The 22088-nt window shown below is 29.9% G+C and carries 20 protein-coding genes and 1 pseudogene; 6 read left to right on the top strand and 15 right to left on the bottom strand.

Annotation, left to right across the window (positions count from 1 at the left end):
• Positions 1 to 54: 54 nt before the first annotated feature.
• Both C8N27_RS13320 and C8N27_RS13315 read right to left on the bottom strand, forming a co-directional pair.
• Entirely contained in the window at positions 55 to 1062 is a 1008-nt protein-coding gene (locus C8N27_RS13320; protein WP_121147970.1) for a TlpA family protein disulfide reductase, read from the bottom strand.
• A 133-nt stretch (positions 1063 to 1195) separates the two neighbouring features.
• Positions 1196 to 1954 carry a YifB family Mg chelatase-like AAA ATPase gene (locus C8N27_RS13315; protein ID WP_262607257.1) on the bottom strand — a complete coding sequence of 253 codons (759 nt, stop codon included), beginning with the start codon at positions 1952 to 1954 and terminating at the stop codon, positions 1196 to 1198.
• 41 nt (positions 1955 to 1995) lie between these two features.
• On the opposite strand from C8N27_RS13315, the gene C8N27_RS13310 reads away from it, so the two are divergent.
• Genes C8N27_RS13310 through C8N27_RS13295 form a run of 4 tightly spaced genes read left to right on the top strand, consistent with a single transcriptional unit; the run spans position 1996 to position 6337 of the window.
• Positions 1996 to 2649 carry a TnsA endonuclease N-terminal domain-containing protein gene (locus tag C8N27_RS13310; protein ID WP_121147967.1) on the top strand — a complete coding sequence of 218 codons (654 nt, stop codon included), beginning with the start codon at positions 1996 to 1998 and terminating at the stop codon, positions 2647 to 2649.
• A 4-nt stretch (positions 2650 to 2653) separates the two neighbouring features.
• Positions 2654 to 4489, top strand: a complete 1836-nt coding sequence (locus tag C8N27_RS13305) for a TnsB C-terminal domain-containing protein (RefSeq protein ID WP_121147965.1) — start codon at positions 2654 to 2656, stop codon at positions 4487 to 4489.
• On the top strand, positions 4473 to 5357 hold the full coding sequence (locus C8N27_RS13300) for a TniB family NTP-binding protein (protein WP_121147963.1): 885 nt from the start codon (positions 4473 to 4475) through the stop codon (positions 5355 to 5357). Before C8N27_RS13305 ends, C8N27_RS13300 begins: the two co-directional genes overlap by 17 nt.
• Positions 5357 to 6337 (top strand): TniQ family protein, encoded by a 981-nt coding sequence (locus tag C8N27_RS13295; RefSeq protein ID WP_121147960.1) that lies wholly within the window; start codon positions 5357 to 5359, stop codon positions 6335 to 6337. Before C8N27_RS13300 ends, C8N27_RS13295 begins: the two co-directional genes overlap by 1 nt.
• Here the strand turns inward: C8N27_RS13295 and C8N27_RS13290 are convergent.
• The gene (locus tag C8N27_RS13290) at positions 6334 to 8079 is read right to left on the bottom strand and encodes a hypothetical protein (protein ID WP_121147958.1); all 1746 of its coding nucleotides are present in this window, start codon (positions 8077 to 8079) and stop codon (positions 6334 to 6336) included. The genes C8N27_RS13295 and C8N27_RS13290 overlap by 4 nt on opposite strands.
• Before the next feature lie 190 nt (positions 8080 to 8269).
• On the opposite strand from C8N27_RS13290, the gene C8N27_RS13285 reads away from it, so the two are divergent.
• Both C8N27_RS13285 and C8N27_RS13280 read left to right on the top strand, forming a co-directional pair.
• The gene (locus tag C8N27_RS13285) at positions 8270 to 8860 is read left to right on the top strand and encodes a tyrosine-type recombinase/integrase (protein ID WP_208639322.1); all 591 of its coding nucleotides are present in this window, start codon (positions 8270 to 8272) and stop codon (positions 8858 to 8860) included.
• A gap of 10 nt (positions 8861 to 8870) precedes the next feature.
• The gene (locus tag C8N27_RS13280; RefSeq protein WP_147431744.1) at positions 8871 to 9470 is read left to right on the top strand and encodes a hypothetical protein; all 600 of its coding nucleotides are present in this window, start codon (positions 8871 to 8873) and stop codon (positions 9468 to 9470) included.
• On the opposite strand, the gene C8N27_RS13275 is transcribed toward C8N27_RS13280, so the two are convergent.
• From C8N27_RS13275 to pabB, 12 genes and pseudogenes are all read right to left on the bottom strand, one after another.
• Positions 9456 to 10643: an N-6 DNA methylase gene (locus C8N27_RS13275; protein WP_121147953.1), complete on the bottom strand. Its 1188-nt coding sequence runs from the start codon at positions 10641 to 10643 to the stop codon at positions 9456 to 9458. The two genes, C8N27_RS13280 and C8N27_RS13275, sit on opposite strands and share 15 nt — an antisense overlap.
• Positions 10636 to 11610: a hypothetical protein gene (locus C8N27_RS13270; protein WP_121147951.1), complete on the bottom strand. Its 975-nt coding sequence runs from the start codon at positions 11608 to 11610 to the stop codon at positions 10636 to 10638. The genes C8N27_RS13275 and C8N27_RS13270 overlap by 8 nt, the downstream gene beginning before the upstream one ends.
• Entirely contained in the window at positions 11610 to 13481 is a 1872-nt protein-coding gene (locus C8N27_RS13265; RefSeq protein ID WP_121147948.1) for an ORC-CDC6 family AAA ATPase, read from the bottom strand. Before C8N27_RS13265 ends, C8N27_RS13270 begins: the two co-directional genes overlap by 1 nt.
• Positions 13474 to 14430, bottom strand: coding sequence for a phosphoribosyltransferase-like protein (locus tag C8N27_RS13260; RefSeq protein ID WP_121147946.1), 957 nt, complete (start codon positions 14428 to 14430; stop codon positions 13474 to 13476). The genes C8N27_RS13265 and C8N27_RS13260 overlap by 8 nt, the downstream gene beginning before the upstream one ends.
• Before the next feature lie 146 nt (positions 14431 to 14576).
• Positions 14577 to 14921 (bottom strand): annotated as a pseudogene (locus C8N27_RS13255) (magnesium chelatase domain-containing protein); the annotation flags it as partial.
• A gap of 41 nt (positions 14922 to 14962) precedes the next feature.
• On the bottom strand, positions 14963 to 15325 hold the full coding sequence (locus C8N27_RS13250) for a hypothetical protein (RefSeq protein ID WP_121147943.1): 363 nt from the start codon (positions 15323 to 15325) through the stop codon (positions 14963 to 14965).
• Between the two features lie 32 nt (positions 15326 to 15357).
• A complete protein-coding gene (locus C8N27_RS13245; protein ID WP_121147941.1) occupies positions 15358 to 15930 on the bottom strand; it encodes a DUF4126 domain-containing protein in 573 nt (190 codons plus the stop codon).
• 79 nt (positions 15931 to 16009) lie between these two features.
• Positions 16010 to 17971, bottom strand: a complete 1962-nt coding sequence (locus C8N27_RS13240; RefSeq protein WP_121147939.1) for a protein-disulfide reductase DsbD family protein — start codon at positions 17969 to 17971, stop codon at positions 16010 to 16012.
• Positions 17972 to 17995: 24 nt separating this feature from the next.
• Positions 17996 to 19309, bottom strand: a complete 1314-nt coding sequence (gene tilS, locus C8N27_RS13235; protein ID WP_121147937.1) for a tRNA lysidine(34) synthetase TilS — start codon at positions 19307 to 19309, stop codon at positions 17996 to 17998.
• Positions 19310 to 19321: 12 nt separating this feature from the next.
• A complete protein-coding gene (locus C8N27_RS13230) occupies positions 19322 to 20146 on the bottom strand; it encodes an alpha/beta hydrolase (protein ID WP_121147935.1) in 825 nt (274 codons plus the stop codon).
• Positions 20147 to 20659, bottom strand: a complete 513-nt coding sequence (locus C8N27_RS13225; RefSeq protein ID WP_147431743.1) for a hypothetical protein — start codon at positions 20657 to 20659, stop codon at positions 20147 to 20149. It abuts the gene before it with no gap.
• Positions 20660 to 20725: 66 nt separating this feature from the next.
• Positions 20726 to 22042, bottom strand: a complete 1317-nt coding sequence (gene pabB, locus C8N27_RS13220; protein WP_121148031.1) for an aminodeoxychorismate synthase component I — start codon at positions 22040 to 22042, stop codon at positions 20726 to 20728.
• Positions 22043 to 22088 lie beyond the last annotated feature (46 nt).

Below are 22088 nucleotides of genomic sequence, written 5' to 3'. Positions count from 1 at the left end.
AGCAATAAAAAAGCCCACTAATTAGTGGGCTTTTATTATAAACGTCTTTTAAGACTAAATATTCAATGATTCGAATAATTCAACTAATTTAGGATTAGAAGGTCTTGGAGCATTAGAGTCTACAATCTTTCCTTCTGGATCTAATAAAATAAATCTTGGAATTCCTGATACTTTATACGCATCCATAAAAGCTTTATCTTCTTTAGCATATAATTGAATTCCTGATAATTCTTTATCAACAATCATTTTTTTCCAAGTCTCATAGTCTTTTTGTCTGTCAACAGAAATACTTACAAACTCAATATTTTTATTGTGGTATTTTTCTTCAACTTTCTTTAAGAAAGGAATTTCGTTTTTACATGGTTGACACCAAGTAGCCCATAAGTCGATATAAACATACTTACCTTTTAAATCATCTAAAGAAGTAGTACCACCAGCATTGTTCTCATAATCAACAAATTTAGGAGATTCAGCTCCTTTAGCTAAGTTTTTAGCAATGTATTGCTTGTCATTATACATTTTAGTTAAGTACTTTTCTAAACCAGCAATACTTTGTTTTTGGTTTGCTACGAAAGTAGAATCTAATGAAGCTCCTTCAAATCTTTTGTTAAAATCATCAACAAAATTAGAAACTTTAGATCTAAAGTCTAACTCTGGTAAATCCATTAACTCTTTATCTCCAAATAATTTTTCTTGATTTAAAGAAGATTGAGCTAAGAAAGCACTTTCTTCAAAACCAGCACCCGTATAAGTTATAGTTTCATCAAATTCTTTAGCATCAACTGTTACATTAATATCAGCTCCGTTTTTTAAGTATAAAGTAGCATATTCTTTACCATCAAAAAGTCTGTAGAAACCATCTTTTACATTCATGGTATCTTTAAAAGTTCCATCCTCACCAACTTTAATTACTTTGTTGAATTTAAATTGAGGGTTAGAAATAGTAACAGTTTCAGAGTTTTTGTTAGTAATTTTTCCAGAAAAAGTCACATAATCTTTTTGTTCCTCTTTACATGAAATTAAGGCAATTGAAAATGCCAATAAGTAAACTAGTTTTTTCATTAGGGTGTGTTTAATTTTGCTGTCCAGCGTTATAATAAGCGTCTAAATTAGTGATTTTAAATGAAAGCGCAATTTTTTAACATTTCCCTAACTGTTTTAAAGTTGTATACTTGCTTGAATTCTAGCTTTATAATTATCCTAACCAACCTTCACGATCCAAGCTTCTATATTGAATAGCTTCGGTAATATGTTCGGATTGTATGTTTTCGGAAGAAGCTAAATCAGCAATGGTGCGAGATACCTTTAAAATTCTATCATAAGCTCTAGCTGATAGGTTTAACTTTTCCATGGCTATTTTTAATAAGTTTTTACTTTCTTCTGATAGCTTACAAAATTCACGAATTTGCTTTACATTCATTTGGGCATTATAATGAATGTTTTCGAAGTCTTTAAATCTAGTTGTTTGTATTTCACGAGCAAGAGTAACTCGTTTTCTAATGTCTACGCTACTTTCTCCTTTTCGTTCATCTGATAGCTTATCAAACGGCACTGGAGTTACTTCAATGTGAATATCAATTCTATCTAATAAAGGACCAGAAATTTTACTTAAATAACGTTGCATTTCGGCAGGAGAGGAGGTAACTGGTGAGTCGGGATTATTGAAATATCCAGAAGGACTTGGGTTCATACTTGCTACTAACATAAAACTACTGGGGTAGTTTACTGTAAAACGAGCACGAGATATGGTAACTTCTCTGTCTTCTAGTGGTTGGCGCATCACTTCTAAAACTGTACGTTTAAATTCGGGAAGTTCATCTAAAAAAAGGACTCCGTTATGCGCTAAAGAGATTTCTCCAGGTTGAGGATATTGTCCGCCTCTGTCAATTCCAAAAGTAGATGATAAAATAAACTTCACAGAATTAAAAATTTCCACAACAACATAATAATACAAGGAAAAATATACATGTTTTTTCTTGAAAAAAACAAAAGGAGATGAGAATAAGTTTTAAAAAGCACAGAAAAATAGATGTTTCAAATATTAGTTTAACAGGAGCAATAACCAGTGTGAAAAATAATACTATAATTGAATTTGAGTCTTCACTTGAAAGAGATTTTATATTCCTTTTAGAATATAATACTAAAGTGAAGAAATACTTTGAGCAACCAATTATTATTAATTTTTACTTTGAAGATAAGTTAAAATCTTATGTCCCTGATTTTTTTGTAGAGTTTGAAAACGGTGAAAAACAATTAATAGAGATTAAATACAAAAAAGATTTAAACGATGCTTTGAACTTAAAAAAGTTTGAGGAAGCCAAAGCTTTTTGTAAACAGAATAATATAGACTTTAAAGTTTTAACAGAAGAAGACATAAGAACAGATTTACTTTTTAATGCCAAATTTCTTTTGTACTACAGTAACCCTCAGTTAAAGATTAATAGAGTTGATATAGAGATTTTATTCAAAAGGTTGAAAGTAAATGAGAGACTTATTATTTCTGACCTAATTAACGACTGTGCAAGAAGCTATGAAAGGCAAGCTGAGTTAATACATGTTTTATGGTACATGCTTGCTCGGAACTTTATTTATTATGATAAAAATCGTAAATTGACTATGAATTCTTTAGTTTGGATTAAGAAAGAGTAATGGTATGGATAGATTATTTATTATCAAAGGAGAAAAGGTTATGTATAATAATCTTCCTTGTGTTATTGTCAGAATTATAAATGTCTCTACAGTTTCAGTAGAAGAAATAAAAACTAACATTATACATACTATAAATGTTAGCGAGTTAGCGCCTTATGATTCTTCTAGAGAACCAAAATATTCTAATCAAGTTCATAGTTTAACTGAAAAAGAATGGGAAAAGGCTAAATATAGGTACAATGTAATACTTAAAGCTCTAGAAAGTAGAGGTAACCTAGATGTTATAAAAGAAGCATCACTTAAACATAAAGTAAGTATTCCCACTATTTATAGATGGATAAAGCTTTATGATGAAACAGGTTTAATTTCATCTTTAGCAGGAAGGAGGAAAACAGGAGGAGTTGGTAAAAGTAGATTAACTAAAGTTGTAGATGAGATTATTGATGATAAGATTTATTCAGTTTACTTAACTAACTCTAGGAAATCAATAACAAAAACAATTAGAGAGATAAAAATAGCTTGTGATGATTTAAAAATTAAACCTCCTCATTCTAATACGGTTAGAAATAGAATTAAAAATATTTCAGAAGAAGAAAGAATAAGAAAAAGGTTGGGTACCCAAGAAGCTAAATATAGGTTTGAGCCTATAAAAGGAAGTTTCCCAGGGGCGGATTATCCTTTATCTGTTGTACAGATAGATCATACACCAGTTGATATAATTTTAGTTGACGAGCATTATAGGAAAGCTTATAAAAGACCTTGGTTAACGTTAGCGATGGATGTTAATAGTAGAATGGTTTTAGGTTTCTATCTTTCTTTTGAATCCCCAGGAGCGTTAGGAACAGGAGTATGTATAGCGAACTCTATTTTACCTAAAGAAATGTGGTTAGAAAGTATGTCTGTTGATGCTGACTGGCCTTGTTGGGGAATAATGGACACGATTCACGTTGATAATGCTAAAGAGTTTAGAGGGAAGATGTTAAAAAAAACATGTCAAAATTATGGTATAAATATTCAATTTAGACCTGTAGGAGCACCTCATTGGGGAGGGCATATTGAACGTCTTTTAGGAACTTTTTCCAAAGAGATTCATGATTTACCAGGTACAACTTTTTCGTCTAAGGCTGAAAGGAAGAAATATCAGTCAGAGAAAAATTCATCATTTACTCTTAGAGAGTTTGAAAAATGGTTGACTATTTACATTACCAAAATATATCACCAAAGAATTCATTCTTCAATAGGAAAATCTCCTTTAGAAAAATTTAAAGAAGGAGTATTGGGGAATAATAAATTACCTGGAAGAGGAATTCCACCCAGAATTAATAATGAGAAAAAGACTAGAATAGATTTTTTACCAATAGTAGAAAGAACAATACAAGAGTATGGAGTCGTTATAGATCATATATTTTACTATGATGATGTGCTAAGGTCATATATACACAGTGAAACTAGTAAAAAGGAGAAAATAAAATATGTTTTCAAAAGAGACCCAAGAGATATAAGTGTAATATACTTTTATGACCCTAAATTGAATGATTATTATGAAATTCCTTACCGTAATACATCTTTACCACCTATTTCTGTTTGGGAGTATAGAGATGTTATAAAAGTCTTGAAAAGAAATAATAGTCATATTAATGAAGAGGTGATTTTTTCGACTTATAGGGAATTAAGTGAGTTGGAAAATAAAGCAGTAAGACAAACAAAAAAAGTAAGAAGGTTTAAAAAGGCGAACTTAAATTATAAACCAACTGAAGTAGTTGAAACTAATGAGCAATTAGAAAAAGAAGAAAACATTATTTTACCATTTGAAGATCTAGACGATGAAACATTTAAGTGAAAAAACAAAAGTTTTTGTAGAGCAATCAAACATTGAAGAAAGGCTTAAGTCTGCAAGGGCATTCAAGTGGGTTGGCTATACTCACGCACAGAAAATGCTCAATATAATGGAAAGTTTTTTAGACTATCCAAAATCACATAGAATGCCAAATCTTTTGTTAGTTGGTGATTCTAATAATGGAAAAACGGCTATATTAAACCGTTTCAATCAAAGACACGTTGCAACATTAGACGAAAGCACTGACGAATTGATTAACCCTGTTCTATTAATTCAAGCTCCTCCAGAACCAGATGAAAGACGTTTTTATAACGCAATTTTGGAAAAACTCTATGCTCCATATAGAACATCTGAAAAAATTGATAGTAGATATATTAGAGTCAAGAACATATTAAAAGATTTGAAAACAAAAGTCTTGATTATTGATGAAATACACCATGTTTTAGCAGGTTCTCCTTCGAGACAAAGGAAATTTTTAAACGTAATAAAACATTTATCTAATGACTTGCAGATTCCACTAGTTTGCTCTGGAACAAAACTAGCTTTTAATGCTATTCAGTCTGATCATCAGTTGGCAAATAGATTTGAGCCACGAATCTTACCAAGATGGAGTAATAACACAGAACTAAAAAGGTTACTGTTGAGTTTTGAAAGAATGTTACCTCTTAAAAAAGAATCCAATTTAATAGAAAACTCTTTAACCTCTAAGGTTTTAAGTATGAGTGATGGTCTAATTGGAGAGATATCTAAAATTCTAGAATTAGCTACTGTTTTAGCAATTGAACATGAAACAGAAAGAATTACTAAGACAATATTAAATGAGATAGATTATGTTTCTCCGCAAGAGAGGAAAAAAGCTTTCTTTTTATAATGGTATATATAAAGGCTATTGAAAAGGAAGTGTTTCCATATTTTTTGAGACCCAAAAAGAATGAATTATTTACATCATGGTTGTGTAGGTTATCTATAAATCATAATATAAAACCTCAGTCTTTTGTGTTAAATTATTTCGGTAGAAATTATCCTATATGGAATAGAGACATTGATATGACTCCTCAGTCATCATTAATTCATAAAATAGTAAATCATACACCATTAAAAGTAACAGAAATCAAGAACCTATTTTTGTTTAGTTATGAATCTTATGCGTATGAAATAGTAGCCAGAAATGGAGCGAATACTGAAAATATTTTACCGTTAGGAATTAACCACAGAAAGAGAAAAAGGTTTGGATTACAGTTTTGTTATAAATGCTTAAATAATGATGCTTATTATAAGAAAGAGTGGAGGTTGATTACTTCAATAGTCTGTGTTAAATGTAAAGTGTTTTTACAAGATAGGTGTCAAAAGTGTAAAAAGCCTATTTCTTTCCATAGGATTAACATTGGTAACAATCTTTCAATCATGGAGTTTAAGCCTTTAAAATTATGTTCATATTGTGATAGTGATTTATCTATGCAAGAAGCTAAGGAGGTACCAGGTTCTTTAGAGGTAGAGTACCAAAAGTATATTGATAGTACGATTAAAAATGGTTATAATGAATTAACCCATTATTCATTCACTTACATTAGCACTCTTTCACTTTTAGCAAAAAAATTAAGATATAAATCTCCAAAAAATAGATTCAGAAAGGCAATACAAAAAGAGTTCAATGAAAACTTTCCTGCTACAAAAGTAGAGTTTAAATTTTGGAGCACTAAAGAAAGAATTTCATGTCTACCATTTTCTTATTCATTATTGAGGGACATGGGACAATTAAAGCATTTGATTAATAAGCAAAGAGTTAGTAGGAGCTATCTCGATCAAGAGAATACATTACCCTTTTGGTTTTTAGACAAAATATATTATTAAAAATCATTTTCAATTCTTTTTTTTATTCTATTTAACAAACTGTCCGTGGCTTCATCTATAGAGTATTCATGCTTTGGATGTTTAAGAGGTTGTAGTAGGTGAATATGATAATCTTTTAAAGTATCATTTTTGTATGCTTTATCCCAATTATAGCTTTGATTTAAAACCATTTCTGTGATGACATCGTTAATGGTAGGGTCGTCCGTGTCTAAAAAGCTTAAACAAGGATTAGTAAATCTAAATAAAGCAATGTACATTTGATACCCAGAGTCTATTAAGCAATATTTTTTATCATTATAACTTATAGAAACAATAATTATGCTACCTAAAATTTCTAATCCAATAGGAGGATAAGAGAAGTTGCCATTATGATATTTCAAAACAATGTATTTTGCACTATAGTTACGTGCAGCGTTTAATTTTGAAACAACGTTATTTAAAATTTCGTGAAATGGACTTGTTATAATAGGAGAAACATTACCTCTTACACTCGTTGATGAGCTAGAATGATTTCTTATATTATCACTATAATCATTAACTTTTTTAATTATTGAGTTTTCAATTTCATATTTTATTTTTTGTTGAGTTTTTTCAATTAAATTGTTTTCAGGAGAGTCTAAAAATAGTCCGTGAGTTTTAATGAGTGGTAAATCTTTTACTCCAGCATTATGATTGGTGACAGAATCACTAACAGAATGATTACCGTTATTTTCATAAAGATACTTTATTGAGTTATATTTTTCTATTGATTCAGGGTTTTCAACAGGAATTGACCTATGATTTGAAATGTCATAGAGTAAATAGTTTTTTGTAGAAAACAACTTTTCGCCTTTAAATAGGCTTACATTGGTTATACCATGAGCAATAAACTTTCTAGGGCTTGGACCTTCTTTGTCGGTTATATATTGACCTATAAAATTAAATTTTGTATAACTATTGAATGGAATTTCACTTTTTAAATAGAATCTAGCTTGATGATTGAATTTATCACCATTATAAAGGTTTTTTAATAAGTTTTTCGGAATATCTCTTAAATAATTTATCTTTTTATGACCATTAATAAACATGTATTTGGCTAAAATTTTAGCCTCTTCATGCCTAATTATACTACTCGAAAAAGGAACTATGGTTTTACCTTCTTTATTAATTTCTTTAAGTATTCCATGTTTAATAGTATCATATATGATATGGTAAATACATAGAGTTGATAGATAATAGAAGTAAGAAGTAATTACATGTATTGGGATTATGACTTCAGTCTTCTTGTCAAATGACAGAGCTTTATAATAGGGGGCATTATCATAAATTCCATTTATGCTGTCAATGAGAGGGTAAGAAGAGTCTTTTAGAATTTCATATAAACCATCTGTATGGTAATTGTATTTTGGGTGCACACTTATTCCTGATTTAGAATAAATTTTAAAGTTTTTATCAGGGTCAGGTAAAGAAATGAATTTACCGCTTGTATCTATTAGAGAGCCTAACTGAAATAAAAAAGTTTTTTCTTCAGGAATTTCGGATTTAATAATTTTAGAGTAGTTCCAATTTTTTATTACATAAGAATCATCAGGAGCATTAATTAAAATCACTTCTTTATAATATCGTTGTTCTTTTATATTCCAAAAAGTTCTTCCGTAAGAAACTATAATCCAAAATGAATTTTCATCAATACCTTCTTGGTTTCTAATATTAGGCATCACTCTTTTAAAGTGTGTAACTGGAGGAAGGGGGACAGAAATCATAATTATTTTTTCTGTTAAAATAAGGATTAAAAAAACATTATCAAATACTTTTGTAAAATAGTATAAAAGACTCTTTACCTGACACTATTAGTAATAGTGTCAGGTAATCTAGCGCTTTTAGCTTAGACACTGATAAAAAAAACAGATTTGCTTTTTTTGAACCTGACAAAATTCATTAATTTTGTCAGATATGAGTGAAATGAGGCTTTTTGATACAGAAGGAAATCGACTGTACCTTACTTCTTCCGAGGTAGATAAATTTTTAAAGACAGCTAAAGAACAAGATCCTAAATTAAGAACTCTTGCAGAGACAATGGCTTATACTGGATGTAGAATTTCTGAGGCTTTACAGCTGTCTGTAAAAAACATTGAGAGAGAGTCAAATAAGATTGTATTTAAAAGTTTGAAAAAAAGGAGAGGAGATGTCTATAGGTCCGTTCCTGTTCCACATAATTTAATAGACCTTTTGACTATTGGTCATGATTTAATAAGGAAACAGAAAAGTGAAAAAGAGGCTAAAACACTTTTATGGCAATGGTCAAGACAACATGCTTATGAACTGATAAAAAAAGTTATGTTAGAAGCAGAAATTTCTGAGGGAAAACATAGGTCTCCAAAAGGACTAAGACATGCATATGGAGTAAATGCAATTTTAAAAGGAGTACCGATTAATATGTTACAGAAGTGGATGGGACATGCAGACATAAAAACTACTTCTATTTATGCAAATGCAATAGGAAAAGAAGAAGCATATATTGCCAGTAAAATGTGGGAAAATTAACTATTTAAATATGATTCTAGACGTTACAAACGTAGATAAAAAGTTGTTGATAAGATCAATATATGATATGGCTTCTCCTAAAGGGGTGGGGGTTGTAGAATATGAGGTAAAAAAAAGAAGGGGAGAGCTTGTTCATGATATATCAGAGTATGATTGTGAAATTATGTTAGAAGCTTTTCAGAAGATTACTAAAGAACAGCATACAGAAGAAGTGAGTTGGTTGGAGGAAGATGAAAATCCAGAAGAGTGTGGAATATTTGTAACTAACATCGATTATGTGAATGGTATTCCTTTGAAATTAAATCTTTACATACCTTATATAGATTTTTCAAAAGTATATGTTTATAGTGATTCATATGATATAAGAAACGGACTTTATTTATTTCTGGAGACATTAATAAAATACTTTCCTTTAGAAGACTTTAATGTAGTAAACAAAGATTATCCAGATTATTGGGATATAGATGAAATTAATTATAAAGAGAATTTTGATGAAGGAAGATATCAAGCACTTAATACAGTAGCTAGTAATTTGTTGCCCGACGGACAGGTTGATAGCAACATCCTAAAATCACTAGATTATTTTAACAATTTATTAATTGATGTTTAAATCTTCATTTATCCTAAAGTTTAATAAGTCTATTTTACTAATAACTCTTGCACAGACTCCATGGGAATTGGCTTCAATCCATTTTTTTCCTTTTTCATTAGTTAGAGAATCAATCAATATTTTTTGATATTTTTTTTCTACACGGATAACATATAAACAATCACTTATTAAAACAGCTCCACTCTCAATTACCATTACTCTACCTAGACATCTTTTTCCTACTCTAGGGATTATAATGTCACCTTTTTTAGCACAATTGAATTTTTTTAACAAGCGTTTATTAGGTTTGAAAGATTGGTAAGAAATTGACTTACTTAAATTAGAAGTATGTATAAAGTCATGCTTACTTAATGTTAATTCTTTTTTTGAGAATTTTCCTCTAAAAATTTTTGCTTTAATGTCTAATAATGTAGCTCCATGATTTTCATTTGAAACTAGCCATTTATTATAACTGTAATCCATTCGATGAATTAGTCTAGTTTTATTAACCTCTACTTTGTCAATTATTTTACCATCTTTATCTGAAAGATATATAGGTGTTTTTTTTGTATCTACTTTATTTTTTCTGATTACTAAAATATGAGTTTTTGCTTCAGTTTTTTTAAACACCTTGTCAGGTAATTCAATTATACCAGTAATTTCATAATTATTAATAAGTTGTTTTCTGAAATGTTTAAAATGATGAGATGTAATTAAGCCATCAGGTAATATTATCCCTAGTTCACCACCATTTCTTATAAGAAGTAAATTTTGAGCTAAAAAAACCAAATCAGATGTTATTATAGGATAACTATCTAATTTCCCTAAATTACAGTTTTCAATTATAGATTTTACAGCACCGTTTTTTTTAATTTTTAAATACGGTGGATTACAAATTCCGACATCTATGGTACCAAGTTCTATTTTTAAATTTTGACTCAATTTAGAGGAAAGACCATTAATTAAAAAAAGATTTAAGTTTGGGAATTCAGTTTTAAGGCTTTTGACATTTTCAGGGTCTATGTCTCCGCCTATTATTTTAGAGTCCTTCCATTTGTCTTGAGCTACTCTAATCAGAGAACCGTCCCCAATTCCAAGTTCAATTATTTTTTTTGGATTCTTGACTAAGATTTTAGAAATTAATAATCTTGATATATTCTCTTGTGTATAATATTGTCCTAAACTATTATTCATTTATATACTCGGTTAAGTTATACAAAAGACTTTTCCCAATTCCTTCTGTTCTTATTTTTTTTCCATGAGAGGGGAAATCATAGTAAAGTTGGACATCTTCGTTATCAGCAGCAAACATACTAACGCCTAATGAGTGTGGTTTAGTTCCCAAAGGGGCAATGGTTATTTCATTATTTTCATTATTTCGCTTGATTTCTCTTAAAATATTGTAAACTCCAAATGGTTCATTAGCAGTAGTTCTTTCAATTAATTCACGTGCCTGGGATTGCGCTAGTGTTGATTCATTTTTTGAGTATACATAGTATTGCCAATTAGGGTGAAATGAAGGAAAACCAACAACAGTATATGTTTTTCTTTTTGCAGGGCTAACTTCTTCAAAAGCTTTACTAAATCTGGACCCTTCAAAACCAAGTATAGCTACTAAAAGCTTTTCTTTATCGTGTTGTTGCAGGCGTAAAAAGCCAGGGAGTGTATTAGCTTGATGAAATTTTTCTGTTAGGTCAAACTTAACATCAAATTCGTTTTCATATTTTTTTTCATAACCTTCTGGTTCAGTGTAGCAAAAGAATAGCCGTTTTGGTTGAAAAGATTTCTTAAGAATATATATTAAATAAAAAACGATTGGATGCTTTAGAGAGGTGATATCTACTAATATAGTTTTGTTATCTATACCTATTGCTTTTAAATCAGTTAAAAAATTTGAAACTAGGTCTTTGCCTATTTTTTGTAACTCTTCTTCCCTAGTAGGTGATGTAATATTTACTTCTTCAATTGTGTATTTTTCAAACTCTACATCATAGTTTAAAGAAAAAGCTTGTCCATTAAACTTATCTTTTAATAAGGAAGGTATGCGTTGAGCTCTTAATTCTTTACTATTACCAAATAACACAATATCTATAGACTCAACAAAATCTTCTTGAATTATTAAGTTTTGTAGATTATAATACCTTTTATGCTTTTCTCGCATTATAAATCTATTTTTAATTGGTTTGTTTCATCTTTAGTTATGTCTTTTACAAAGCTATTAGCAATTTTTTCTGCCTGCCCAGTTTCTCCGTTTATCAAAATATTTAAATTGGATGCTTTAATTTTTAAGCTTCGTATTTTTCTAGCAGAAATATTAAAATAGGGAGCATAAATGTGATTCAAATGGTATTCAAACTTGTTAGAATCGATAGAGTCATTTTTGTCCTTGGTTTCTTCTTTACGTTGGAGTACAGAATATAAAATAGAGCTTTTCAAAAACTCTTTTGTAACTACAGATAATTTATCATATTCGGTAGTAAAGTGATTTCTTTCAGGTTCACTGAGTTTTAAATCCCAGTGTAATTTCTGAAAAATTTGACCTAGAAGCAATGTAAATCTTCTTAATTTGACACTATAAGGAGTATATGTCTCTATATCATTTACTTTATATTTCGAAATATAAATAGCTGCTTTTGTTTGTTCTTCATATGAGAATGGTCTAGGGTCTTCAAAAGAAAAACCATTTCGATAAGCATTTTGAAAGGCAGCTTCACATAATTCAATGAAGTATCTACTAATACCAGAAGAAAGGGATTTATAGGTGTTAAATCCAGAATATGCTTTTTGCTTTCTACTTTCTTTGCATAAAAGAAATATGACTCCCATTTTATTATTATGAATCCAATCTTCATATTTAGAGTGTTCATTAGAAGTATACTTTTCTAATTCTAAAGCTAAATCATTAGCTTTATTGCCTCTATCAAGTAATACTAGATTTAATCTTAGAATTAAAGTGTTGTCTATTTCATGAAGTATTTTTAAACTAGGATCAGACCCGATCCTATTTTTTATTTTTATTTTTAATTTGTCTATATTTTGTTTTTTAAAGACTTTAGCTATCTCTTCTTTATAATCATATTTACCAAGATAATAACTAATATCTAATAATTTACTGTCTAAATTTTCGTTACTTAATAATTTAACCCTAGAAAGTCTCTTTCTACAAATCTTTAATATCAACTCTTCATATTCTTCATCTGATAATTCTTCCATATCAAAAGGTTTAAAATCATGTGGTGCACTTATAATTTCAGAGTCAGCAAGAGTTTGATAAGTTTTGAGTCCTTCCTTTCTCATTCCGATGTCAAAAACAACGGGATCAGGGTGTTTTATAAGTGTATTTATAATTCTTTGTTGATATAAGAGCATATTTTCATATTCATCAATGAAAATATGTATTGTTTTATTTTTAAGAATAGGTTGATTAAGTATACTTTTAGCTACAGTATTCAATAGAAAACCATTAATAATGCTCCTAGGTTTTTCAGTTTCTACTGTATGATTTATATAGGAAATAAGTTTTATTTCATGAATTTTAATTTTCTTAAGAAAAGATTCAAAATCAGTAATATTTTTTTCATTAAGTAATAACTCTACTTCATCAGCAATTTCAAAAGTAATTTTTTCAGTAGGTGAAAATTTATTAATATCAATTATAACCTCTAGAAGTCTTTTGGTAAGATTAATATTTAAATAATGAGAAAATAAAGCTATCCAATCTTTATCATCTAAACCTTTATGTTGAAAAGCAGGTACAAAATTTGAGTCAGCACGAAAGTGAATACCCAGAATATTCTGGTTTTTTAAAAAATTATTAAAAGCAATTTTATTACTTTCAGATTCCCTTTTCTTATTAAAATAGGAATTATAAAGGTAAAACATTGTTTTTCCTGAACCACGACCACCTTGAAGTATAAGAGATTTTTTTCTTAAAAGACCCTCAAAAGTGATATTAGAAGCATAAAACTCAAACAGCTTGTCTCCTAAATGTTCTGCTCTGTCGGTTGTAAAAGGATTTTCAAATTTAGACATTAGATTCAGTTTTTTTATTCCTAAATAGGTAATTCCAATTATCGTTTTTTCGGTAAAATAAAGGTAAAGAACAGTCAGGGATTCCGTGATGAAAAGCCACAGCATAATCCAAACTTTCATAACCAAGAAATGGAATACCATTCTCATCACATAATTTCTGCAATAAGTTTTTACAATATTCTATTTCGCTCTTATCAAAATAGATAGATTCTTTACCAAATACTTTAAACTTATTGGATAGAATTTCTCCATAAGTAATTCGTAAATTATTTTTGACTCCCATATCGAAGTCATATTTAAAATTATCATATCCTTCTTCTGTGCAAACTAGGCAAAAATATTCAATTGACAAGTTTGAGAATCTTTCTTCTAATTTGTTTAATAGAATTTCTTCATCATCTAATTGAACTTTTCCGTAGTTCCAGAAATTTCTTATTTGGGTACCGCTACCAATAAAATCATCAATTATAACTAGATGGTTACATTTACTCAATGTCTCTGCTTTAAGGTTTTTGATATCAAGAATATTAGATTCAGGAAAACCAATATCTATTTTTAAGTACCTTAACATAGCTTCTGAGCTTTGCGAAGGGTTACCAGTATCTAATTTAATAAAATAAATGTTTTTTAAAAAAAGATCTTTTGCTCTAGCTATCTTCTCATCAGAAACTATGAAATTATACTTTTGTTCCAATTGTAGTAAATGTCGCTTAACTATTTTTTCATAGATACCATATTTAATCAAATGTATTATGTCTTCTTCAGAGTAGTATACAAACCTGTCAAGTAGTTTAAGCGCACAGTATCTTTCTCTGTGGTTTTTAAAATTTCCAACCCAATTTTGTAATTCTTTCATTTTAAGTTTAGACCAGAAACCTGATTCGATGTAGAAATATACTTTATCTAAAGCAAAGGAGGTGAAGTTTTCCATGGTTTCTTTTTTATCCATATGCCTTTTGCAATTTTTTTAATAATAGAAGACTAATATAAAAAAAAACACAAAACTAGTAGTAAAAAGAGTTGTCTAAATAACAATTCTTTTTGTAATATTATTAATTACTTATGTAATTTCTCATTTACTTTTGGAATTGACAGCTGTAAACTTCCATCAAGAGAAAGTTCTCCCATAATAATATATTCGTTAATATGTTCTGATTTTATTTGATTTGAGGCAGCTAAAATTCCTACAGCTAAAGTTAAATCATATGCAGCACCTTCCTTGCGAATGTCAGCAGGTGCCATGTTAATAATGATTTTTTTTCCAGGGAGTTTGTAACTGTTATTGGCTAAGGCGGCAGAAATTCGATATGAACTTTCACTTACAGCTTTATCGGGTAATCCAACTAAATGATACCCTATACCTTTATCAATATTAACTTCAACGGTAATTGTGGTTGCTTCAATACCAAAAACGGCACTTCCATAGACTTTTACTAGCATATTTTTTCTCTTTTCGTTAAAGATAGAGAAAAAAATAAAATTTATTGTAATCGCATCTGTTTTGGACTCCAAAGAGTTGGGTCATTCTTTTTAAGAAAACCTTTTAAAAGGTTGTTGTGTTGATAGTCTGTATAATCATCATAGATTAACGATGTTGGCTTTTTACTTAGTTTATTGAATGGAATAGAAAAAGAATTGTTATCAATGTCTTGTTGACTCACAATAAAGAATGATAATCCTGTTAAATCTAGATTTTTATTTATTGTTGATGAATCATAAAAAGTAGTAGATATATTAGAAAAGGTATAAATACTTTTAGGTGCTTTTTCTTTTTTATCAACTTCTTGAGCTGTACTAGAAAAAATGACAGCTATTAAAAAAAGGGTAGTAATGCTATTTTTCATAAAGTTAGATTTATAAAAAGTAGCAACAAGAATTATACCTTTTTTGATTTAGGAAAAATGTACTTATACATTTTACGTATACCAATAAATATTAAAATAACTAAAATAATAGCTACTATAGGTAAAAAAATAGAAAATGCAGACATAACTACTGAGGTACCTGTTTCTACTGTTGAAATAACTGGATTGGCAACTCCACCAGTTGTTGCTGTAGAAGTAAGTCGAGTAGAAGCGGCAGTACCTTTTATAGCTGATGCTGTTCCTCCACCAGCTATAATTGCTAAAGCCCAAGTAATAACAGGCGATAAATCTGCTACGGTTGAAACCATAACTGCAGTACCTGCAATTGCAGCAAGTGGAACTGCTATGGTATCAAGTAAATTATCAAACCAAGGAATGTAATATGCAAATACCTCTAATATAGTAGCTACTCCTAGGGTTATAATAGCCGGAGTACTTGCCACCCAAATCCAGTTTTCGTTTAGTGGAATGATATTGTAATGTCCAGCTAAACTCAATGCAAAAAGAGGTAAAAAGACTCTAAACCCAACTGAAGCAGCTAAGCCAATTCCTAAAAATATGCTGATAATAGTTTCTGGTGTCATATATTTTTTACTGAAAGATATAAAAAAAGCCTCTTTTTTAAAAAAGAGGCTTTTAAATATTATAATGCTAAAACTAAAATTAGTTAGAATTGAATCTGTCTAAACCAGTTTTTAACCAATTGTAGTAAGTTGCATGATCTGTATATTGTTGAGGTGAGTTTAATACCTCTAATTCAGGACTCATTAATACATAGAATGGTTGAGAAGCTGTTTTAAAGTTAGCAGCTTGTAAAGTAGCCCATTTATCACCATAAGTTCTAATTCTTTTTACTTTTCCGTTAGATTTGATAAAGTCGAATTGCTCTTCTTCTGGTAACGTTCTTTGGTGGTCATCTACATATAATGAAATTAATACATAATCATCATTAATTAAAGAGTAGATGTTTGGTTGACTCCAAATATTCTCTTCCATTTTACGACAGTTTACACATGCCCATCCTGTAAAGTCTAATAATACAGGTTTGTTAACCGATTTTGCGTAAGCTATACCTTCATCAAAATCTTTAAAACAGTTTAGGTTAAGAGGACAGTGGTTATCTTTTTGATAGATACTATGGAATTTAGGTGGAGCAAATCCACTTAATAATTCATTTTGACTCCATGCTGGTTTCTCCATAACTCCAGGAGCTAAGTATACAGCTAAGCCTAAAGAACCTAATCCTAATAACACTCTAAAAAGAGTTATTTTACCGTATCTTTTACCAATAAATCCAAATAAGTAAAGTGCTAATAAAAATGCAATTAATGCCCATATTCCAATAAAGATTTCTCTTTTTAATAATCCCCAGTGACCTACTAAGTCAGCGTTTGATAAGAATTTGAAAGCAAAAGCTAATTCAATAAAACCTAAAACAACTTTAACAGTGTTTAACCATCCACCAGACTTTGGTAATGTGTTTAACCAGTTAGGGAACATTGCAAATAAAGCAAATGGTAATGCTAAAGCTAATCCAAACCCTACCATACCTACTGATAATTGCATAGCACCACCGCTTAACGATCCTGCTAATAATGATCCTAAAATAGGTCCTGTACAAGAGAATGATACGATAGCTAAAGTTAAAGCCATGAAGAAAATTCCGATAACTCCTCCAATGTTAGATGCGCTATCTGCTTTATTACTCCAAGAGCTAGGTAATGTTAATTCGTAAAAACCGAAGAATGAACCTGCAAAGAATATTAGAATAACAAAGAAGAATAAGTTTAACCAAATGTTGGTTGAAATACTATTTAATATTTCAGGATCTAATGTGTCTAGAAAGTGGAAAGGTAAACTTATTAATCCATAGATTAATACGATAAAGAAACCGTATAAAACAGCACTACCAACACCCTTTCCTTTTTTCTCTGTACGTTTTGTGAAAAAAGATACAGTTAAAGGTACCATTGGGAATACACATGGAGTTAAAAAAGCTAATAATCCACCAACAAAACCTAATAAGAAAATGTTTAATAAGCTATTGTCTTCTTCTTCTCCTGTATTTGCATCAGTTGAGCTTTTTAATAAAACAGTGTTTTTTAAGTCTAAGTTTAAAGTTTGAGATAACTCTTTACTTTTATCGTCAACTTCTGCAACAGTTTGTGCTACTTCTTCACCTGTTAATGAGAATGTAAAATCTTCATCAAAAGGTAAACAGTATTCTTTACATACTTGTGCGTCAAGGTTTAATGTAACTTTTGTTAATGTAGAGTCAGAAACAGTAATTCGTTGTACTATTTTACCTTCTTCAACAAAAAAGATTTCGTCTTTTCCCCAGATTTCACTAAACTGAGTTTCTGTTTCGCTTTCTTTGGCTTTACCATTTAAGGTATATCCAGATTGTCCTTCTGCAGGAGCAATTGTCATAGGTAGTGACGCATCCTCTGGATTATACTGAGAGTATAAATGCCAGTCTTCAGCAATTAACACGTCAAAAATTAAGTCGTACTCAGTATCAGAGATCTTCTCTACTTTAGGAGTAACAACTACGGGATTATCATCAGATTGAGAATAAACCGCTAAACCTATGAATAATAAAAATAGAGTAAAGAATTTTTTCATTCTATTGTAGTTTGATGGGGTTAATTAAATACTAATTTTCAATAGTTTGGTTGTTTTTTCTGTTGGTAAAAAGCGTCTATCTTGTCGTTTTCCTACTATCCAAATAATCTCATTTTTACTGGAACAGAGTAACCAAACTTTATTTTTGTTTACAATTGATATCTTTTCGTCTTTAAAATACTTACTTACTTTTTTACGACCTAACATTCCTTTAGGATAAAAAAAGTCACCGGATTTCCACCGTCTAAGTTTTAGAGGGAAACTAAGTAGTTCGTCATCAACGTAAATACTGTTATTATCAGTATTAGTTTTTTCTTGAACCCTTTTTAGTAGCAGCTTGATAGGTGCTGTAATTTCTTTGTTTTCCTCCCTTATAATGAAATATTCCTCTTCAAAAGAAGGCTTTTCATTAGTGCGTAAAAGTAATAAAAAATCTCTGTCTTTCAACAAAGTATAAAATTTTGTTAAAATACGTTTACCTGATTGAGCATAAATTAAGTTGTAAACATCGTCCCATTCCGTGAATTTATAAGGCTTTAGCAGTTGGTATAGGTATGCTTTCGGGTTAGATAACTTTAACAGTTTTCCAATACTTATTTTTAATAAATCTCCCTCTTTTGAGACGATTTCATGGGTGATTTCTTCTATTTTGTCATTAACAATTTGTTGAGATTCTTTTAAATGATCAATTGTTTTATTGAAATTATTTAAAAGATTGGGATTCAGTTCTTTTAGTGTTGGTGTTATTTGATGACGAATTTTATTTCTCAAATATTTTGTTTCAGCATTACTTTTATCTTCACGCCACTCAATATTATTGTTTTTGGCAAATGTTACAATTTCTTCACGGGGAAAAACAAGTAAAGGTCGGACGATATTTTCATTAATTGGAGGAATTCCAGTTAAGCCTTCTAACCCTGTGCCACGAGATAGGTTGATTATAAAAGTTTCCAAATTATCGTCAGCATGATGTGCTGTTAGTATATAATCAAAAATATTTTCTTGGCTAAGGCTGTTAAACCAATTATAACGTAACTCTCTTGCTGCTAGCTGTGTTGATAATTTATTCTTAACAGCATATTTATTCGTGTTAAAGTGTGTTGTAAATGTTTGGATATTTAAGCTTTCTCCTAACTCTTTAACAAATACTTCGTCTAAATCACTTTCTGTACCTCTTAAATTAAAATTACAGTGAGCTAATGAAATATTAAAATGCAGTTGATGTAAAAGATGTGTTAGAACAACACTATCAACTCCTCCAGAAATAGCTACGAGTAATTTTTTCTCTTTTAAAAAGGGAAATTGTTCGTCGATATGTTTTGCTAATTTTTGGAGCATTTAGATGGATAATTATTGTAATTGAGTGTTTAACCAGTTTACAACATCTTGTAACATTTCTTCTTTACATAAGTCATTTTGTAACTCATGATATCCGCCTTCATATAATTTTATACTGGCTTTAGGTGCATTGTTAGCAAAAGCTTCCGTGCCTTTATAATCAATAATTTTATCTCCTGTACCGTGTAATAGTAACATTGGTGTTTTTAGAGTGGAAGCATTTTTTATAGCCCATTCACCAGCATCAATAAAGGATAAAGAGAAATTAGGGCTAACTTTATCATGAACTAAAGGGTCATTGCTATATTTTTCAACTTCAACAGGATCACGAGATATATCATTTGCATCTAATTCATTACCTAAAGTAATTGAAGGAGCTATTTTTTGCATTATTTTCCCTAAAGAAAGTTTCCACGCAGGTGGTTGAAATGCTAAACGTAAAAAAGGACTTGTAGCTATAATTCCTTTTAGATGATGTTCTTTTCTAAGAGTATAATTAATTACAGTATTACCTCCCATAGAATGTCCATATAAAAAGGTAGGTTTGTCGCCAAAAACCTCTTTGGCTTTATCAATTAATTTAGTTACACTTTCTAATACATAGTTGTAACCAGGATTATGTCCTCTTTTTCCTGTTGTTTTACCATGTCCGAAGTGATCAAAAGCAATTACTCCAAAATTATTATCTGTTAGCTTTTTCGCTACATGTTCATATCTACCAGAGTGCTCTCCCATTCCGTGGATAATCACTACCACAGCTTTTACGTTTTCAGGTTTCCAGTATTGACCAAAAAACTCAGTTTTTTGAAAATTGAATGTAAATGTATGATGTGTCATTTAGTCTCTAGTAATGTTTCCGTCTTCTAAAATATTAAAAATAATAGTAGATGGAGAATCAGAAATATACTCTACTAATTCAATGCTATTTTTATTAAGAGTAGAAGTGGTTTTTAACATTCCTTCCGCTATTTCATCATAAGCCAATACTTGACTGTTAATTATATTGAATTGCTTATCGTAAGTTACTAACATAGAGATTAACTCAGTATTATTTGGATAGAAATAATATACTACAGATTGAAAGTTTTCTGATATTTTAGGAAGGTAAGAAACACCAATTTTAGCATTTTTCTCATTTAATTGTTCTTCAAAAATTGAAGGAAGTTTTAAAAGTTCTTGTTGCGATTTGGTTAATAGTTTACCTTCTACATGATTGCTAAAGTTTGTGCTGTCAACCAAAGGAACATTTTTAGTAGGATAATCGTTTAAAAATGAATACTTGTTAGCTTTACAAGATGTCATTGATGCAATAACAGCAACGAAAAATATAATTTTAAATGTGTTTTTCATCTCTTTATTTTTTGTAATAGTTTTTTGATTAGAAATATTTATTCTGAGTATTTGTTATAAATATAGTTAACTTTTGTTAGTATGCGTTAAAACATATTTCATAGCCTTGGCTTTGAGTAAGCATTCTTCATACTCTTTTTCTGGAGTAGATTTAGCTGTAATAGCACCACCAACTGAGTATGAAACGTATTTATTTTCTGCATTGTATAAAATACTTCGGATAACTACGTTAAAATCGAAATCACCATTTGGAGTAAAATAGCCAACGGTTCCAGAGTATAAACCGCGTTTGGTTTCTTCTAATTCTTCAATGATTTTCATGGCTGAAATTTTGGGAGCTCCGGTCATGCTGCCCATGGGGAAGGTGTCTTTGATTACATCAACTGGATGTGTAGTATTTTCAATTTCTGAAACTACAGTAGAAATCATTTGGTGAACTTGTTTAAAAGAGTATACTTTACATAGTTCTTCTACTTGGACACTTCCTTTTTTAGCTGTTCTTGATAAGTCGTTACGAACTAAATCTACAATCATAATATTTTCTGATCGTTCTTTCTCATCACGAGCTAAATCAAAAGCAATTTTCTCGTCTTCAATAGTATTGATAAGTCGTTTTGCAGTTCCTTTTATAGGTTGAGAAATAATTTTAGAAGCTTCTTTTCTGATATATCGTTCTGGAGTAGCAGAAAGCAAGTAATGATTGTCATTTCTAAAAAAAGTAGCAAATGGAGGCTCTGATATTTTGTTTAACTGTGTATATACTTTATACGGATTTATGATTGTGTCTTCTGCATAGAACTCTTGACAGAAGTTAGCTTCATAAATATCTCCTCTATGGATATGCTCCAATACTTTTTCTACCTTTTGATGGTATTCATCTTTATGTATTCGGAGTTTTATTTTTACTTCATCTGTTTCTTCTTGTTCATGATTTTGAATAATAGAATTGGTTTCAATAATGTCTTCAAAATCTTCTTCTAGCTCATCATCAATCATTTGTAAATAGTGAAATTCAACTGTATTTCCTTTGATGAAAATTAATTTTTGAGGTTGAAAAAAATACAAGTCAGGAAAATGAAGCCCGTCAAAATTATTAGAGATTAGTCTTTCAGTATCATTTTTAACATCATAACTAATGTAGCCAAAGATGTAGTCTTTGGTGAAAGATTGATATTCTTTTAGCTTATCAAAAGCGTTATAGTAATCTGTTTTAATAGAAGTAAACTCTTCTACAGCTAAAGCACAATCAAAAGAGCTGTATTGTTGTTCATAGTTATTAGAATCTAACCAAATAGCTGTTTCAAACTGTTTAGCCCAAACAAACAGCTTTTGTTTGAAGAGCTCAGGGGTGTCTATAGAAAAAATACGGACGGTTCTTGACATCGCCACAAAAATAAGAAACCCGATAGAAATACTGCTATCGGGTTTG

The organism is Tenacibaculum discolor, assembly GCF_003664185.1.
In the GTDB taxonomy this organism is placed as follows: domain Bacteria; phylum Bacteroidota; class Bacteroidia; order Flavobacteriales; family Flavobacteriaceae; genus Polaribacter; species Polaribacter discolor.
Note: the sequence above shows the minus strand (reverse complement) of the source record. Positions and strands in the feature narration are given on the sequence as shown.